This window comes from Kitasatospora sp. NPDC051164, from assembly GCF_044455625.1.
Taxonomy (GTDB): domain Bacteria; phylum Actinomycetota; class Actinomycetes; order Streptomycetales; family Streptomycetaceae; genus Kitasatospora.
The window spans coordinates 262,306-279,060 of the sequence record NZ_JBITFB010000004.1 but is presented as its reverse complement, the minus strand read 5'-3'; the positions used below and the strand labels follow the sequence as shown (position 1 = coordinate 279,060).

At 72.7% G+C, this 16,755-nt stretch carries 15 protein-coding genes and 1 pseudogene; 11 read left to right on the top strand and 5 right to left on the bottom strand.

The genetic code is table 11. From position 1 onward, the window contains the following. Positions 1-105: 105 nt before the first annotated feature. The 3 genes from ACIBEC_RS08320 to ACIBEC_RS08310 all read left to right on the top strand — a co-directional run bounded on the left by ACIBEC_RS08320 (position 106) and on the right by ACIBEC_RS08310 (position 3,669). Complete coding sequence (locus ACIBEC_RS08320) at positions 106-666, top strand: DoxX family protein (RefSeq protein ID WP_360492833.1); 561 nt, start codon at positions 106-108, stop codon at positions 664-666. A 194-nt stretch (positions 667-860) separates the two neighbouring features. Then, entirely contained in the window at positions 861-1,535 is a 675-nt protein-coding gene (locus ACIBEC_RS08315; RefSeq protein WP_360492831.1) for a hypothetical protein, read from the top strand. A 316-nt stretch (positions 1,536-1,851) separates the two neighbouring features. Beyond that, positions 1,852-3,669 carry a glycosyl hydrolase family 18 protein gene (locus tag ACIBEC_RS08310; RefSeq protein ID WP_360492828.1) on the top strand — a complete coding sequence of 606 codons (1,818 nt, stop codon included), beginning with the start codon at positions 1,852-1,854 and terminating at the stop codon, positions 3,667-3,669. A gap of 313 nt (positions 3,670-3,982) precedes the next feature. Here the strand turns inward: ACIBEC_RS08310 and ACIBEC_RS08305 are convergent, their stop codons facing one another. Then, entirely contained in the window at positions 3,983-4,564 is a 582-nt protein-coding gene (locus tag ACIBEC_RS08305; protein ID WP_360492825.1) for a MarR family transcriptional regulator, read from the bottom strand. Positions 4,565-4,720: 156 nt separating this feature from the next. Between ACIBEC_RS08305 and ACIBEC_RS08300 the strand changes: the two genes are divergently transcribed. The 4 genes from ACIBEC_RS08300 to ACIBEC_RS08285 all read left to right on the top strand — a co-directional run bounded on the left by ACIBEC_RS08300 (position 4,721) and on the right by ACIBEC_RS08285 (position 9,474). Continuing rightward, the gene (locus ACIBEC_RS08300; RefSeq protein ID WP_360492822.1) at positions 4,721-6,013 is read left to right on the top strand and encodes an MFS transporter; all 1,293 of its coding nucleotides are present in this window, start codon (positions 4,721-4,723) and stop codon (positions 6,011-6,013) included. Between the two features lie 170 nt (positions 6,014-6,183). After that, positions 6,184-7,797: a phospholipid carrier-dependent glycosyltransferase gene (locus ACIBEC_RS08295; RefSeq protein ID WP_360492819.1), complete on the top strand. Its 1,614-nt coding sequence runs from the start codon at positions 6,184-6,186 to the stop codon at positions 7,795-7,797. Beyond that, positions 7,797-8,609, top strand: a complete 813-nt coding sequence (locus ACIBEC_RS08290; RefSeq protein ID WP_396287818.1) for an ABC transporter permease — start codon at positions 7,797-7,799, stop codon at positions 8,607-8,609. The genes ACIBEC_RS08295 and ACIBEC_RS08290 overlap by 1 nt, the downstream gene beginning before the upstream one ends. A gap of 280 nt (positions 8,610-8,889) precedes the next feature. Beyond that, positions 8,890-9,474 (top strand): TMEM165/GDT1 family protein, encoded by a 585-nt coding sequence (locus ACIBEC_RS08285; RefSeq protein ID WP_360492814.1) that lies wholly within the window; start codon positions 8,890-8,892, stop codon positions 9,472-9,474. A gap of 133 nt (positions 9,475-9,607) precedes the next feature. Here the strand turns inward: ACIBEC_RS08285 and ACIBEC_RS08280 are convergent, their stop codons facing one another. After that, complete coding sequence (locus ACIBEC_RS08280) at positions 9,608-10,816, bottom strand: peptidoglycan-binding protein (RefSeq protein ID WP_360492811.1); 1,209 nt, start codon at positions 10,814-10,816, stop codon at positions 9,608-9,610. A gap of 335 nt (positions 10,817-11,151) precedes the next feature. On the opposite strand from ACIBEC_RS08280, the gene ACIBEC_RS08275 reads away from it, so the two are divergent. Both ACIBEC_RS08275 and ACIBEC_RS08270 read left to right on the top strand, forming a co-directional pair. Then, entirely contained in the window at positions 11,152-13,224 is a 2,073-nt protein-coding gene (locus ACIBEC_RS08275) for an MFS transporter (RefSeq protein WP_360492808.1), read from the top strand. 172 nt (positions 13,225-13,396) lie between these two features. After that, complete coding sequence (locus ACIBEC_RS08270) at positions 13,397-13,873, top strand: CYTH domain-containing protein (RefSeq protein ID WP_360492805.1); 477 nt, start codon at positions 13,397-13,399, stop codon at positions 13,871-13,873. Between the two features lie 21 nt (positions 13,874-13,894). Here the strand turns inward: ACIBEC_RS08270 and ACIBEC_RS08265 are convergent. Further along, positions 13,895-14,020 (bottom strand): annotated as a pseudogene (locus ACIBEC_RS08265) (helix-turn-helix transcriptional regulator); the annotation flags it as partial. 58 nt (positions 14,021-14,078) lie between these two features. Then, entirely contained in the window at positions 14,079-14,570 is a 492-nt protein-coding gene (locus ACIBEC_RS08260; RefSeq protein ID WP_396287794.1) for a MarR family winged helix-turn-helix transcriptional regulator, read from the bottom strand. A 14-nt stretch (positions 14,571-14,584) separates the two neighbouring features. Here ACIBEC_RS08260 and ACIBEC_RS08255 point away from each other — a divergent pair, with 14 nt between their 5' ends. Both ACIBEC_RS08255 and ACIBEC_RS08250 read left to right on the top strand, forming a co-directional pair. Beyond that, a complete protein-coding gene (locus tag ACIBEC_RS08255; protein ID WP_360492799.1) occupies positions 14,585-15,028 on the top strand; it encodes a cupin domain-containing protein in 444 nt (147 codons plus the stop codon). A gap of 102 nt (positions 15,029-15,130) precedes the next feature. Continuing rightward, positions 15,131-15,454 carry an antibiotic biosynthesis monooxygenase gene (locus tag ACIBEC_RS08250; protein WP_360492796.1) on the top strand — a complete coding sequence of 108 codons (324 nt, stop codon included), beginning with the start codon at positions 15,131-15,133 and terminating at the stop codon, positions 15,452-15,454. Positions 15,455-15,550: 96 nt separating this feature from the next. Here ACIBEC_RS08250 and ACIBEC_RS08245 read toward each other — a convergent pair whose 3' ends face one another. Next, complete coding sequence (locus ACIBEC_RS08245; RefSeq protein WP_396287793.1) at positions 15,551-16,429, bottom strand: LysR family transcriptional regulator; 879 nt, start codon at positions 16,427-16,429, stop codon at positions 15,551-15,553. Positions 16,430-16,755 lie beyond the last annotated feature (326 nt).

The window sequence follows — 16,755 nt, the reverse complement described above, 5'->3', positions numbered from 1 at the left end:
GCGTGGGCGCTCTCGGTTGCTATGGAGGCAGGACCGCCATGCCGGCGGGTCCCGCCGGGACGACCACCGGCCGGGACCACTCCGCCGCGGAATCGAGGATGCGACATGTGCCTGAACCGTAAGGACCTGGGCCTGCTGGCCCTGCGCAGCGCGGTCGGCGGGGTGCTGATCGCGCACGGCACCCAGAAGCTGTTCGGCTGGTTCGGGGGTGGCGGCCTGGAGGGCACCACCCAGGCGATGGACCACATGGGCTTCCATCCGGCCCGGGAGAGCGCGATCGCGGCCGGCCTAGGCGAGGCGGGCGGCGGGGCGCTGCTGGTGGCCGGACTGGCCACGCCGGCGGCCGGCGCGGTGGTGGCCGGGACGATGGCGGGCGCGGTGGCGGTGCACGCCCCGGCCGGCTTCTTCGCCATGTCCGGCGGCTACGAGTACCCGGCCTTCCTCGGCGCGACCGGGCTGGCGATCGGCCTGTCCGGCGCCGGGCGGTACTCGCTGGACCACCTGACCGGGCACGTCTTCGACCGGCCCTGGGTCGGCGTGCTGTCCTTCGTGGCGAGCGCGGCCGGCGCGTACGGCGTGGTGGCGCGGCGCCGGCACGTGGTGCGGCTGCGCGAGGAACGGGCCGCGGTGGAGGCGGACGAGCAGGAGGGCTCCGGGCTGTCCTGACGGGCCGCGCGGACCGTGCGGTGCTCCACGCGCGGTCACCCGGAGGCAGCAGCCCTGCTGGCGGCTGCCCCCGGGCCCTCGGAGGGTGGGCGGGGAGGCGTGCCGGGCAGCCCGGCGCCGACCGGAACCGGACGGTAACCGGAACCGACCGGAACCGGCAGACCGGAACCGGCCCACCGGAAACGAGGGACCGCATGGACCGCATCGATCGCATCGACCACCTGGACCACCTGGACCACCTGGACCACCTGGGCCGCCGGCCGCTCACCCGGGCCGCCTCCCCGAGCCCGAGGGTCACCGCGCAGGACCTGGATGCTCCCCCGCTGCGCCGTCAACGGCTGGCGGTGGCCGGGGTGTTGGCCGCCGCCGTGCTCGGAGCGGCGGCGTTGGCGGGCTGCTCCTCGAGCAAGAGCGCGAGCAGTGTGGCCTCCGAGGCGGCGTCCGCGGTTGAGAAGGGCGCGAGCGCCGCCGCCTCCGCCGCCTCGGCGCTGGCCTCGGCGGCCGGCGGGGCCAGCGCGGTGATCGCCTCGGCGGAGGCGCAGGCCTCGGCGGCGGTGTCGGCGGCCTCCTCGGCGGTGGCCGGGATCAAGGGCGGGCTGGACGCCAAGGCGGACGTGACCGCCGGGGAGGTGACCACCGGCTCGGACGGCAAGGCGCAGGTGCAGCTGACCGTCACCAACCACGGCCAGCAGTCGTACCGGTACGTGATCCAGCTGAACTTCACCGACGGGTCCGGCAAGGTGCTCGACGCGACCGCGGTGACCGTCCAGGAGGTGGCCGCCGGGCAGAGTGCCCAGGCCACCGGAAGCAGCAACCGGGACCTCTCCGGCACGGTCAAGGCGGAGGTGGCCAACGCCGTCCGGTACTGACGCCCGGTAGTGGCGCCTGGCGCTGACGCTCGGCTCGGCGCGCGGGCGGTGGAACCTTAAGCGGGACTCAAGGCCCAACGGGACCCCTTGACGGGCGAGTTGGTCTAGTCCATTTTTATTGCCCAGGTGCAGGGAGCCCCTGAATCGGCGCCGACGGCCTTGTGTCGTCGGCGCCGGTTCGGCGCATCCCGGCGTCCGTCATGGCCTGATCCCGCTCGATTCCCCACCCATTCCTGTCATGTCCCGGTCGTCCGGCCCCACCCGGACGCGCGCCCCCGGCGCGGCGGGAACCCCCACAACCAGGAGTCACGCACCCATGCTGCGCTCACACATCGAAAGGGCCGGGACCCCGGCTCCGCAGGGCGGTCGCCGACGCCGCCCGAAGAGCCTGGCCGCCATCGCGGCCGGCACCACCGCCTCCCTTCTGCTCGGCGCGGGCCTCGCGCTGTCCGGCGGCGGCGCGGCCAACGCCGCGACCACCAACAGCAGCGGCGCGCCCGCCACCAGCGGCGGCATCAAGGTCGCCTACTTCGACCAGTGGTCGATCTACGCGAACGGCTACTACCCCAAGACGATCCAGGACACCGGCGTGGCCGGGAAGCTGGACTACCTGATCTACGACTTCGCCAACATCCACCCGAGCGACCTCGGGTGTTTCGAGGCCACCAAGGCCGCCGACACGAACGACAACAATCCCAACGCGGGCGACGGTGCGGGCGACGCGTTCGCCGACTACCAGAAGAGCTTCGGCGCGGACATCTCGGTCGACGGCGTCGGTGACGTCTGGAACCAGCCGATCGCCGGCAACTTCAACCAGCTGAAGAAGCTGAAGGCGAAGAACCCCAACCTCAAGATCCTGATCTCACTGGGCGGTTGGACCTACTCCAAGTACTTCTCGTCGGCGGCCGGCACGGACGCCTCGCGCAAGCACCTGGTGTCGTCCTGCCTCGACATGTTCGTCAAGGGCAACCTCCCGACCGACGCCGGCTACGGCGGCGCGGGCTCGGCGGCCGGCATCTTCGACGGCGTCGACATCGACTGGGAGTACCCGGGCGGCGGCGGTCACGCCGGCAACATCTCCAGCCCGGCCGACAAGCAGAACTTCACGGCGCTGCTGAAGGAGTTCCGCACCCAGCTGGACGCGCAGGGCAAGGCCGACGGCAAGACCTACGCCCTGTCGGCGGCGGTCGGCGCCGGCCAGGACAAGATCATGAACGTCGAGACCGACAAGATCGGTCAGTACCTGACCTTCCTCGACGTCATGACCTACGACATGCACGGCGGTTGGGACCCGCAGGGTCCGACCAACCACCAGGCGCCGCTCTACTCCGGCCCGAACGACCCCTCGACCCCGGCCAAGCCGGGCAACGGCAAGTACTCGATCGACAACGCCATCAAGGCGTGGACGGTCGGCGACGCGCAGTACGGCATCCCCGGCGGCTTCCCGGCCAACAAGATCAACATGGGTGTGCCGTTCTACTACCGGGGCTGGACCGGCGTCCAGAACAACGGCAAGAACGGCCTCTTCCAGTCCGCCACCAGCCCGGCGGCCGGTGCGGCGATGTCCGGCAACGTCCCCGGCATCCAGATGTTCAAGGAGCTCGCGGGCTTCGTCGACAACCCGTCCAAGACCTTCTGGGACGACGACGCCAAGGCCACGTACTTCTACGACGGCACCACCTTCTGGAGCGGTGAGGACGCCCGGTCGATCCAGGCCAAGATCGACTACGCGCACTGCAACGGCCTCGGCGGCTCCTTCGCCTTCTCGCTGTACGACCTGGGCACCAAGACCGCCCTGTTCGACAAGATGGTGAGCGCCACCAACGGCTCCGCCGCCGGCTGCCCGGCCCCGCCGACCGGCACACCGACCCCGACCCAGACGCCGACCCCGACCCCGACCGGCACCCCCACCGGCACGCCGACGGGCACCCCCACCGGCACCCCGACCGGTACCCCGACCCCGCCGGCCACCTGCTCGGCCGCCCCGAGCTGGGACCCGAACGCCACCTACGCGGCCGGCGGCACCAAAGTCTCGTGGAAGGGTCACTACTACACCAACAAGTGGTGGACCAAGGGCGAGGACCCGAGCCTGAGCGGCCAGTGGGGCGTCTGGGCCGACAACGGCCCCTGCTGACGCACGCACGCACCACCGAGCGGGCGAGGGGCCTGACGGACCCTCGCGGCGAACGCGGGCGGCCCCGGACGAGCATGAATGCGTCCGGGGCCGCCCGTCGTGTCCGGCCGCTCAGATCTTGGCGTAGGTGACCGTGATCGCGGTCGACGAGCCGGTGATCAGCAGGTTGTTCTCGCCCTTCTCGGCGAGGCCCGAACCGTCGCCCGTGGAGGTCACCTCGAAGCCGGCCGCCTTGAGCGCCGAATGCCAACGAAAATTCGCCGGCCCGGCCCTCTCGTCCGGCGGCCCTCTCGCCCGCCGGCCCCCTTGCCCGCTAGCCCAGGTCGGCGGTGCGGCCGAGGGCGTCCGGCTGGCTCTCCTCGATCCGGCGCAGCATCCGGGCCAGCAGGCCGGAGAGCGCGGTGCGCTCCTCACCCACGACGTCCTGGAGCAACTCCTCCTCGAACACCGCCGCCATCCGCATCGACTCCAGCCACTTGTCGCGGCCGGTCTCGGTCAGCTCGATGATCACCCGCACCCGGTTGGACTCATCCCGCTCCCGGGTGACCAGGCCGTCGGCGACCATCCGGTCGATCCGGTGCGTCATCGCCGCCGGGGTGAGCCCGAGCCGCTTGGCCAGCTCGCCCGGTCCCAGCCGGTACGGGCTGCCGGAGACCACCAGGGCCTTGAGCACCTCCCACTCGGCGGAGGTGATTCCGAGCACAGTCAGCTGCCGGTCGTACGCCACGCCCATCCGCCGGGAGACCCGGTTGAGGGTCTGCACGATGGTCTCCACCTGGGGGTCCACGGTGGGGAATTCCCGCTGGTAGAGGGCGACCTGCTCGGCGATGCCGAACTCCAGGGGGGTGGCCGGGGCGGGCTTGTCGGCAGCCGGCGCCGGCTTGTCCGTAGTCATGCGGACCAGTGTCGCACGAGCGTGCACTCCTTAAGCCTTTGACTCCGCAGCCTTCTGGTGCTAAGACTTTATCTCGTCAAACTTTAGCTCTGAAATCTTCTGGACTTAAGAGTATCCAGTTGAAACCAGGAAGGGATGTGCACGGTGGTCGGCACGGTGAAGCAGCAGAGGCAGCAGCGAGGCGGGGCGGGCGGCCCGCTGCGCCGCGTCCAGATCGGCAACGCGCTCAGTGCGTTCGGCAGCGGATTCACGATGCCCTACATGTTCGTGTACGTGGACCAGGTGCGCGGGCTGGGCTCGCTGGCGGCCGGGATGGTGTTCACCGTCTTCGCGCTGGCGGCCCTCGCCGTCCTGCCGTTCACCGGGCGCGGCATCGACAGGTACGGCCCCCGTCCGGTGCTGCTGGCCGGTACGGCCCTCGCCGCCACCGGCGCGTTCGCCTTCGGCCACGCCACCGGCACCCCGGCCCTGCTGGTCTCCTCCTTCCTGTTCGGCGCGGGTGTCACCACCTGCCAGCCGGCGCTCGCCACGATGATCGTCCGCTGCTCGACGCCGGCGACCCGCTCGCACGCCTTCGCGCTGCAGTTCACCCTGGTCAACCTGGGCATGGGCATCGGCGCGCTGGTCGGCGGGCAGATCGTGAACGTGGCCGACCCGGCCAGCCTCACCCGGCTGTTCACCATCGAGGCGGTGACGTTCCTCGGCCTGGCCCTGGTCACCGGCACCGCCCGGATGCCGCGGATCCAGCTGACCGCCGTCCACGGGAAGAACGACGGCCCGACCGGCCTGCGCGCGCTGGTCGCCGACAAGGCGATGCTGCGGCTCTGCGTGCTCGCCGGGCTGATCTTCTTCACCTGCTACGGCCAGTTCGAGTCCGGCGTCGCGGCCTTCGCCACCGACACCGTCGGCACCGCGCCCTCCACGCTGGGCTTCGCGATCGGCGCCAACGCGCTGACCATCGTGGTGCTGCAGATGTTCATGGTGCGGATCACCGCGCGCCGCCGCCGCACCACCGCGATGGCCGCGGCCGGCCTGGTCTGGCTCGGTGCCTGGGCGATGGCCCTGGTGGCCGGTCTGATCCGGACCGAGACCATGGCCGCCACGGTCGCCATCGTCTCGATCTACGCCCTCTTCGGCGTCGGCGAGTCGCTGCTCGCGCCCACCATGGGCCCGATCGTGGCCGACCTCGCCCCGGCCCGGCTGCTCGGCACCTACAACGCCGGGTACTCCCTGGTGAAGCAGATCGCGATCGCGGTCGGCCCGGCCGTCGGCGTGCTGCTGGTCGGCTCCGGCACCTGGCCGCTCTACCTGGCGGCGATGGCGGGTTCGACGCTGCTGATCGTGGCCCTGGCGCTGCGGCTGCGCCCGTACCTCACGCCGGAGCAGGACAACGCCGCCCCGGCCGTGGTCCGCACCGTCCCGGTCCGGGAGCTGCAGACCGCCGCGTAGCGGAAGGGCACGCACGAGCGTTCGAAACGGGCGCCGACCAGGTCACCTGGTCGGCGCCCGTCGCGCTTGGCTTCGCGACCACCGCCACATAGTGTCAGTGGCTGTTGACCGCCCGGATCCGGCCACCGCGCCGGGGTCCGGGCAGAGCAGACAGGCGAATCGGCGAGGCTATGACGCAAGCGGCGCTCACGCACCCCCCGGCGGCCCCGGCCCCAGCCGCCCCCGCACTGGCCCCGCGCGGGGGCCTGGTCCGCTGGGCGGCCGACCGCTCCGGCTGGCTCGGGCCGATCGCCGTCGCGCTCTTCGCCGGCTTGCTGCGGTTCTGGCACCTCGGCTACCCCAACTCCTTCGTCTTCGACGAGACGTACTACCCCAAGGACGCCTGGTCGCTGCTCCGACAGGGCTACGAGGGCACCTGGCCCGACCACGCCAACGCCGACATCCTGGCCGTCCCGCAGTCCATCCCGCTCGGCTCCGCGCCCGAGTTCATCGCACACCCGCCGCTCGGCAAATGGGTGATGGCGATCGGCGAGCAGCTGTTCGGTCTGCACCCCTTCGGCTGGCGTTTCATGACCGCCCTGCTCGGCACCGTCACGGTGCTGATGCTCGCCCGGATCGGCCGCCGCCTCTTCGGCTCCACGCTGGTCGGCTGCACCGCCGCGCTGCTGATGTCGGTGGACGGCCTGCAACTGGTGATGAGCCGGGTCGGCCTGCTCGACGGCATCCAGATGTTCTTCGTGCTCGCCTCCTTCGGCAGCCTGCTGATCGACCGCGACCACGTCCGCGCCCGGCTGGCGGCGGCCTCCGACGGCGACCTGGTGCGGCTCGGGTGGCGCCCCTGGCGGATCGCCGCCGGGGTGTTCGTCGGCGCCGCCTGCGCGGTCAAGTGGAACGGCGCCCCGATCCTCGCCGCCTTCGGCGTCCTGACCGTCCTGTGGGACCAGTCCGGCCGCCGCGGGGCGGGCGCCCGCCACCCCTGGCGCTCCATGCTCCGCCGGGACGCCGGACCCGCCGTCCTCGCCATGGTCGGCTCCGCCCTGGTGGTCTACGTCGGCGCCTGGGGCGGCTGGCTGGCGAGCGGAGGCAACGGCGAGGGCGGGTACGACCGGCACTGGGCCGACGGCCGCGCCGGGCTCTCCCCGGACAGCTTCCTCGGCATCCCGCTGCCGCAGGTGTCGATGAGCTGGGTGCCCGCGCCCCTGCGCAGCCTGTGGCACTACCACTCGCAGATGTACGACTTCAACACCGGCCTGAGCACCCCGCACACCTACCAGTCCAACCCCTTCGCCTGGCTGGTCGACGGCCGTCCGGTCTCCATGTACTGGGAGCAGGTCCCGAACGGCACCCGCGGCTGCACCTCCTCCGGCGGCTGCGCGGCGCAGATCCTGGGCCTGGGTACCCCGTTCCTGTGGTGGGCGGCCTGCCTCGCGCTGGTCTACCTGCTGTGGCGCTGGTTCTTCCGGCGGGACTGGCGCTCGGGCGCGGTGCTGTGCGCGGTCGCCGGGATCTACCTGCCCTGGTTCCGGTACCAGGAGCGGACGATCTTCTCCTTCTACATGGTCGTGCTGGTGCCGTTCCTGTGCCTGGCCGTCGCCCAGATGCTCGGCGCGATCCTCGGCCCGGCCGGCTGCAGCCGCGAGCGCCGCCGGATCGGCGCGATCGGGGCCGGGGCGGTCGTGTTGGCGATCGTCGGCTGCTTCGCCTTCTTCTACCCGCTGTACACGGCGGAGGTGATCCCGATGTCGTCCTGGCAGGACCGGATGTGGTTCACCAGCTGGATCTGATGCCCCTTGCGGCGTCCGTAGGCGAGCCGGATGTTTCGGGCCTCGCGGCGTCCGGCGGCCAGCTGCTGCCGGTCACCCCGGTGCTCGGGGTGGTCACCGCCGTCCTGCTGCTGGCCGCCGTCGCGGTGGCCGGGCGGGGGCTGCTCGGCCACGGGCACGCGGTGCTGCGGGCCGGGCTGCGGGCGGTGGTGCAGCTGGCGGCCGTCGCCGTGGTGATCACCTGGGTGGTCGGCTCGCTCTGGTGGTCGGCGCTGTTCGTGCTGCTGATGTTCACGGTCGCGGTGCGCACCGCCGGGCGGCGGATGACCCCCGGGCCGGACTGGGTCTGGGCGGCCGCCCCGATCGGGGCCGGGGTGCTGCCGGTGCTCGCCCTGCTGCTGGGCGTCGGGCTGCTGCCGGCCAAGGGCCTGTCCGTCATCCCGGTCGCGGGCATCCTGATCGGCGGTGCGCTCACCGCGACCTCGCTGGCCGGACGGCGCGCCCTGGACGAGCTGCGGCAGCGGCGCGGCGAGGTGGAGGCGGCACTGGCGCTCGGCTTCGAGGAGCGCGAGGCGCGGCTGGAGATCTGTCGTACGGCCGCAGCGACCTCGCTCGTCCCGGCGCTGGACCAGACCCGCACGGTCGGCCTGGTCACCCTGCCCGGGGCCTTCGTCGGGATGCTGCTCGGCGGGGCCTCGCCCGCCCAGGCGGGGACGGTGCAGCTGTTCGTCCTGGTCGGGTTGCTGGCGGTGGAGTCGGTGGCGATCGTGGTGGTGCTGGAACTGGTCGGCCGAGGCCTGGTGACGGTCGGGCCGGTCGACGCCGTCCGGTAGGCTTGGGCGCGTTGAAGGGGAGTAGCCCTCCACCGGACCGTCGACATACTGGCCCCCAGGGGCCCGGCGCCCGGGGCACCGCTCGCAGAGCGTTGCCGGCGAGACCTTCGGCCGCAGTGCTGTGACCATGACCAGTGCTGTCGGGCCGAAGCGTCCCCTGACGGAGCTGCGGAGGCCGGGCAGCCCGACCGAGGAACTCCCTGATGAGTGAGCGAAGCGAACGAGCCGTCAAAAGGCGCGTCCGGGCGAATGCCCCTGCCGAGCGCAGCGAGGCGGGCGCATGAGTCTGACCGTCGCCGCGTTGACCTTCGGCATCATCTTCCTGGCCGAACTGCCGGACAAGACCGCGCTGGCCAGTCTGGTGCTCGGCACCAAGTACCGCGCGAGCTACGTCTTCGCGGGCATCGCCGCCGCTTTCGCCCTCCAGGTGGGCATCGCGCTCGTCGCCGGGCACCTGCTGTCGCTGCTGCCGCACCGCTGGGTGGAGGGCGTCACCGGCGCGCTGTTCCTGGCCGGCGCGGCGATGCTGCTGTTCCACGGCGGCGGGGACGAGGACGAGCACGCGGCCAAGGAGCCGTCCTCGGACAGCTTCTGGAAGGTGGCCGGGGCCAGTTTCGTGGTCGTCGCGATCGCCGAGTTCGGCGACCTGACCCAGATCATGACCGCCAACCTGGCCGCCAAGTACGCCGATCCGCTGGCCGTGGGCGTCGGCTCCTGGCTGGCGCTGTGCGCGGTCGGCGGGGTCGCGATCGTGGGCGGGCAGAAGCTGCTCAAGTACGTGCCGATGAAGCTGATCATCCGCGTGGCGGCGGCGATCATGGTGGTGCTGGCGGGCGTCAGCATCTTTGGGGCGATCACCGGCTGACCGGGGCACCCCCGGCGTGACCGACGGGCGGCGTCTGCTGATCGGCAGGCGCCGCCCGTTCGCATGCCCGGGGCGCGGCAGTCGGGCAGCAGTAGCCAGGTGGGCGGGGAGCAGTAGCCAGGTGGCTGGGGGGTCAGCAGCCCGGGTCGGCGGTGAGGACGGCCTGGGTCTTCGGGCCGTAGACGTCGTTCTCGCCCTTGATGCGGTTCTCGCGCTGGTAGTCGTTGAGCACCGTTCGGGTCCAGTAGTCGAAGGTGCCGGTGATGATCGACTTGTCGACGTATCCGCACTCGGCGGCGTAGAGGCGCCGCTGCATGTCCATGACGTCGGACCCGCTCATCCCCATCTTCAGCACACGCGCCGTGGGCGTGGGGGTCGGGGTGGGCGTCGGTGTCGGGGTGGGGGTCGGGGTGGGGGTCGGGGTGGGCGTCGGTGTCGGGGTGGGGGTCGGCGTCGGGGTGGCCGTCTTCGTCGGCGTCGGCTTGCGGGTGGGCGTCGCCGACGGGCTCGGCGTCTCGCTGGTCGGCGCCGGCGTGGTCGGCACCGCAGCCGGAGTCGGCTCCACCGGCGCGGGCGCCAGGGTGGTGGTCGGCAGCGGCTGCGCCTGCTTGGCGCCCGGCTCGGCGGAGGGCGTCACCGCGTACGCGACGCCGATGGTGAGCGCCACCAGCGCGGCGCCGATCCCGACGAGCAGCCCCTTGCGCTCGGCCAGCGGGTTCCTGGCGGCCTGCTCGGCTGCCCGGCGTGCGGCCCGGCCGCCGCCGACGGCCTCCGGCTCGGGCCCGGGCTCGGGGGAGGTCGGGGCGTTGTCGAAGGGGAAGAGGCCGATCTCGTTGCCGTGGCCGCCGTTGCCGCCGCCGTTGCCAGTGCCGCTCCCGTACCCGTACCCGGTCCCGGCGGGGGGCCGCGGCGGTCCCGGCGCGTACGCCCCCGGCCCGGAGGGCGGCACCGGCGGCATCACGGTGGTGGCGTAGGCGTCGGCGTCCGGTCCGAGCGGGGGCCGGCCCGGGAGGACGGGCGGCAGCACGGTGGTGGCATAGGCGTCCGCGTCCGGTCCGAGCGGGGGAGTGACCGGCCCGCCCGGAGCGAACGACTGCCCCGCAGCGAACGGCTGCCCCGGGGCGACCGGCGGCAGCACGGTGGTCGCGAACGGGTCGACGACCGGGGCGTGCGCCGACGACTCCTCGGCCACCTGGTCGGCGGTCTGCGGGACGTACGGGCGGACCAGCGGCGGGCCCTCGAGGTGGGGGAGGACGGCGGTCTCGGTGAGGCTCGGGTCCGGGACGCAGCCGCACCCGGTTGAGCGTGCGGTGCCGCACGTCGGGCAGTGCCGGTCCGGCATCGGCCGGTCCTCCTCGGTTTCGGGGCGTTCTCGGAGCGGTTTCGGCGGCTCCGGGGCGGGGCCCGGGCGCACGATCGCGCCTGATTATGCAGGACGGCCCGGAGGGTGGACAGGGGCGTCCGGCCTCCGGCGGGGGTGTTGTGCCGGTTGGTGCCGGTTGGCTCCTCCGAGAACGCCCCGAAGGCCGCGGAAGTCCCCGGTGCTTACGTTCGGCTCAACCCGGCGGAACAAACCGGGACGAATCTGCCAGCATGGTGAGCCGGGAGTGATCATCCGCACGGGCCCGGCAGCCGGGGCCCGCGACCCTACGGAGACGCCTTGCCCACGGAGACGCCATGACGGATCCGCTCGCCGCGCCCGACCGGAGCACGGCGAGCGAGCCCGGCCCGCCGGAGGCCGCCGTCCCCAACCTCTGGGTGCCGATCGGCGCCCTGCTGCTCGCGATGCTGCTCGCCGCCCTCGACCAGACCATCGTCTCCACCGCGCTGCCCACCATCGTCAGCGACCTCGGCGGCCTCGAACACCTCTCCTGGGTGGTCACCGCCTACATGCTGGCCGCCACCGCCGCGACCCCGCTCTGGGGCAAGCTCGGCGACATGTACGGCCGGAAGCGCTTCTTCCAGGCCTCCATCGTGATCTTCCTGCTCGGCTCGGTGCTGTGCGGGATCGCCCAGAACATGGGCGAGCTGATCGCCTTCCGTGCCCTGCAGGGCCTGGGCGGCGGCGGGCTGATGGTGCTCTCCCAGGCGATCGTCGGCGACCTCGTCCCGCCCCGGGACCGGGGCCGCTACCAGGGCCTGTTCGGTGCCGTGTTCGGCGTCACCAGCGTGCTCGGGCCACTGCTCGGCGGGCTGTTCGTCGACCACCTGAGCTGGCGCTGGGTCTTCTACATCAACCTGCCGGTCGGCGTCGTCGCCCTGGTCGTGATCGCCGCGGTGCTGCACGGGCGGGAGGTGCGGCGCAAGCACCGGATCGACTACCTCGGCACCGTCCTGATCGCCGCCGTCGCCACCTGCCTGGTGCTGATGACCTCGCTCGGCGGCACCACCTGGGACTGGAACTCCTGGCAGATCACCGGCCTCGGCGTGCTCGGGGTGCTGCTGCTGCTCGCGTTCGTCCTGGTCGAGCGGACGGCGGCGGAGCCGGTCCTGCCGCTGCGGCTGTTCCGCTCGCGGACCTTCAGCCTGGTCGCGGTGATCTCCTTCGTCATCGGCTTCGCGATGTTCGGCGCGCTCACCTACCTGCCGACCTTCCTCCAGGTGGTCATGCGGGTCTCGCCCACCATGTCCGGCATCCACATGCTGCCGATGGTGCTGGGCATGCTCGTCACCTCGATCGGCTCCGGCCAGATCGTCGCCCGCACCGGCCGCTACCGGATCTTCCCGATCGCCGGAACCGCCGTGACGACCGTCGGGCTGCTGCTGCTCTCCCGGCTGGACGAGCACAGCAGCACCGCCGAGATGAGCGGCTACTTCCTGGTCTTCGGGCTCGGGCTGGGCCTGGTGATGCAGGTGCTGGTGCTGATCGTGCAGAACTCGGTCGGCTACGAGGACCTCGGCGTGGCCACCGCGGGCGCGACCTTCTTCCGCTCCATCGGGGCCTCCTTCGGTGTCTCCATCTTCGGGACGATCTTCGCCAGCGGGCTGCGGGACCGGCTCGCCGACGCCCTGGCGGGGGTGCCGCTGCCACCCGGGTTCCGGCCCGAGGCCATCACCGCCGACCCGAGGGTCATCCCCCGGCTGCCGACCGCCGTCCAGGCGGACGTCTACCACGCGTACGCGGAGTCGATCACCCGCGTCTTCCTGTACGCGGTGCCCGTCGCGGCGGTCGCCTTCGTCCTGTCGCTCTTCCTGCGCGAGCAGAGGCTGCGCTCCACCGTCACCGCGCCGGACCTGAGCGAGTCCATCGGGCTCAACCCGGTGGAACGCACCTCCCTGGACGAAATCGCCCGCGCTCTGTCCGTACTGAGCACCCGCGAGGCCCGGCGCGACCTCTTCCGGCGGATCACCGCCACCGCCGGGCTGGACCTGCTGCCCGCCTCCAGCTGGCTGCTCCTGCAGATGCACCAGCACGGCGCGGTCGAGCCGGCGGAGCTGGCCGAACGGCGGATCGTCCCGGTCGCCGTCATCGAGGAGGCCGCCCGGGAAGTGGAGGGCCGGGGCCTGGCCGCGCGGGCCGGCGGGCTGCCGCTGCGGCTCACCGAGCCGGGGGAGCAGGCGGCACTGCAGCTGGTCGCCGCCCGGCGCGCCCAACTCGCCGACCTGCTGGGGGACTGGGACGAGCAGCAGTACGCCGATCTCGCCGAGCTGCTGACCAGGCTCAGCTCCACCCTGTGCGCCGACCTGCGGGACCGGCCCGACCCGGTCGGACCGGAGCCGCCGTACCGGGGCGAGGGGAGATCGTTCTGAGTGCGGTCGCGCGGTCGTGCGGTCGTGCGGTCGTGTGGCCGTGCGGCCTGTGGGTTTGTGGGGCCGTGGAGGTGGTCCGGTGGAGCGGCGAGGCGCGATCGGGTGACGTATCGTCGCCTGACCGGTCCCGGCCGCGTCGGCTGCCGGGGGAATTCCGTCGAGAGGGTGCGGCATGCCACTCGAGATCGAGCGCAAGTTCCTGCTGGGCTCCTTCGAGCCGCCGGAGACCGCGGTGCGGCAGCACATCGAGCAGGGCTACATCGCGATCAAGGACGACGGGACGGAGGTGCGGCTGCGCCGGATCGGCGGCAGCTGCGTCCTCGGCGTCAAGCGCGGGAAGGCCGGCTCTCCGGTGCGGGTCGAGGTGGAACGCGAGCTCGGCGAGGAGGAGTTCACCGAGCTCTGGCCGGCCACCGCCGGTGCCCAGCTGGTCAAGGACCGGTACACCTTCGAGTCGGCCGGCGTCACGGTCCACGCCGACGTCTACCAGGGCGAGTTGGCCGGGCTGCGGACCGCCGAGGTGGAGTTCGGCTCGGAGGCCGAGGCGGAGGCCTTCAGCCCGCCGGACTGGTTCGGCGCCGAGATCACGGGCGTCAAGGCGTACAAGAACCAGACCCTCGCGACGCGCGGGCTGCCCTCGGAGGCCTGACTGCTCTATCCGGGAGGCCGGTCAGGCCTCCGAGGGCAGCCGGCCGCGCTGGACCGCCCGCACGCCGGACTCGAACCGGCTGCGGGCGCCCAGCCGCTCCATCAGCTCCGTCGCCGACCGGCGGGCCGTGCGCACCTCGCCGCCCAGCCCGGCCAGCCAGCGGACGTACGCCACCGTGGGCTGGTTGTTACGCGTACCCGCGATCTCATGGCGCGCCGAACCAGCGGGGGGTGTCGAGGCGGAACGGGTCGCCGGGGGCGAGCCGGCGCAGGCCGTCCTCGACCTGGCGGAGCTGCTCCTCACCCAGGGTGGCGGACCACTCGGTGCGCAGCTCGTCGAAGATCCGGGCCGAGCGGACCAGGCAGTCCACGCCCCGGTCGGTGAGCCGGACCACCTTGCGGCGGGCGTCGGCCGGGTCGCTGCCGCGCTCGACGTAGCCGAGCTGCTCCAGGTTGTCGATGGTCTTGCCCGCCGCCTGCTTGGAGACGCCGAGGCGGCGGCCGAGTTCGACGGCGGTGGTGCCGTGCGGGCCGATCGCCTGGAAGACGAAGCCGTGCATCGGCCGCAGGGCCGGGTGCCCTTCGCGGGCGATGCGCTCGTGCAGTTCGTCGATGATCGTCCGGAAGGCGAGGAGCAGCCGCAGCGGCAGCTCGAAGCCGGGCGGGGCCGGTTCACTTGACACGATAGACAACCTCATTGACCATATAGACAATGTCATTGACCATCTTAGGGGAGTCCATCACCATGTCCGTGATCCGCCGAACCGACGCCCGCCAGACCGAGACCCCGAACGCCGCCATGACCACCTTCGCCTCACCCACCCAGGGCTCGACCACCCTGGCCATGTGGCAGGTCGAGATGCGGCCCGACAGCCAGGGCCCGCTGCACGCCATGGAAGCCGAACAGATCTGGACCTTCCTCGCCGGCTCCGCCACGGCGGACCTGGCGGGCGAGCACTACACCCTCACCGCCGGCGACACCCTCGTCCTCCCCGCCGACACCGCCCGCCGCATCACCACCACCGAGGGCTTCACCGCCATCGTCGCCTCCACCTCCCCCTCCCGCGCCTACAACCCCGACGCCATCACCCCCGAAGGCGCCTGCGCCGCCGCCCCCCGCGACGCCGAACGCATCCTCCCGGCGTGGATCGCCTGAACCACGGCACGCGGGCCCGCCCGGCGTGAGGTGTAGCAGACTGCTGGCAGTGACCGAGCCGGCGGCCGCACCAGAGGCCCCGGCGGACCAGTAAGGAGCGGCATGTCCGTCGTCAAGATCAACGTTCTGACGGTGCCCGCCGAGCAGCGCGAGGTGCTGGAACAGCGCTTCGCCTCCCGCGCCGGCGCAGTGGAGAACTCGGACGGCTTCGAGTGGTTCGAACTCCTCCGCCCGGTCGAGGGCACCGACGAGTACCTCGTCTACACCCGCTGGCGCAGCGAGGAGGACTTCCAGGCCTGGATGGAGGGCCCGATGAAGTCGGCCCACCAGGGCGGTGGCGAGGGCGAGGCCCCCAAGCGACCCGCCGCCTCCGGCTCCACCCTGTGGTCCTTCGAGGTCGTCCAGTCGGCCGGGCCCAAGGGCTGACATTCGTACGGCAGTTGCGCGCCCCGGGGCTCGACGGCCCCGGGGCGCGAGGCTGTCCGGGCGACCTCGGCGACCCCGGGCGCTGCTGAGGCGGGTTCACGCCGAGGCGGCGTAGAGGACTTCGCGCAGGCCCGGGACGGATTCGCGGTCGGCGCGCCAGACGAGGCGGAGGTGGAGTGGCGGGGGATCGAGGGGGAGGCGGATCAGGGTGCCGGCGGCGAGTTGCTCGTGGACGGCGAACTCGGGCAGGAGGGCGATGCCGAGGCCCTGTTCGGCGCAGGCGCGGGTGACGGCGACGCCGCCGGTGCGGACGCGGTCGACGTCGTGGCCGAGCAGGCGTTCCCCGGCGAGGAAGAAGGAGCAGGCCGGGGTGTTGACGAGGAGGCGCCGGCCGCGCAGGTTCTCCCGGGTGAGAGCGGTGGCGCCGGCCAGCGGGTCGGTGGGGGCGGCGACCAGGACGAGCGGGACGTCCTGCAGGTCGACGTGGTCGAGCGGGGCCGGCGGCAGGTAGAAACCGAGTTCGCCGAGCGCGCCGGCCGTGTCCAGGATCAGCGCCGCCTCCAGCGCACCGGCCGCGACCCCGCCGAGCAGGCCGTCCCGGGCGCTGTCGGTGTGCAGGGATATCTCCAGGTCGGGCCGGCGCTCGGCGAGGCGGGCCAGAACGGTGGGCACGTGGGTGGCCGCGATGGTCTCCAGCGCGCCGAGCCGCAGCCGGGCTCGGGCGGTGACCACCTCCCGGCGCGCCTGCTCGGCCTGGTCGAGCAGCCGCCGGGACCACGGCAACAGCCGCTCCCCGGCCGGGGTAAGGGTCATGCCACGCGGGGCCCGTTCGAACAGGTCGGTGCCGAGACTGCGCTCCAGCGTGCGGATCTGCTCCGAGACGGAGGACGGGGCGAGGCCGAGCGCCACGGCCGCGCCGGTGACGGTGCGGTGGGCGACGACGGCCTCGAAGACGCGCAACTGACGTAGTTCCACTGGTATCCCCGACTCCCGAACGTCCTCGCGTGTCCCGTCCGTGTTGCGGGACAGCGTACGGGTGCGGGCACGGAGCCGTACCAGGGCGTTCGGAAAATCCGAACGGTGCGTGAGGCTCCGGCGGTCGAACGGACGGCGGTGGCACGGCCAGAGTGGGCGGCCGTTCCACCCGTCGATCAGGAGACCTCTCGATGACCGCCCCCGCCGCCCCGCCCGCCGTACCCCCGGTACCCCCGGTACCCCCGGTACCCCCGGTACCCCCGGTACCCCCGGTACCCCCGGTACCCCCGGTACCCCCGGTACCCCCGGTACCCCCGGTACCCCCG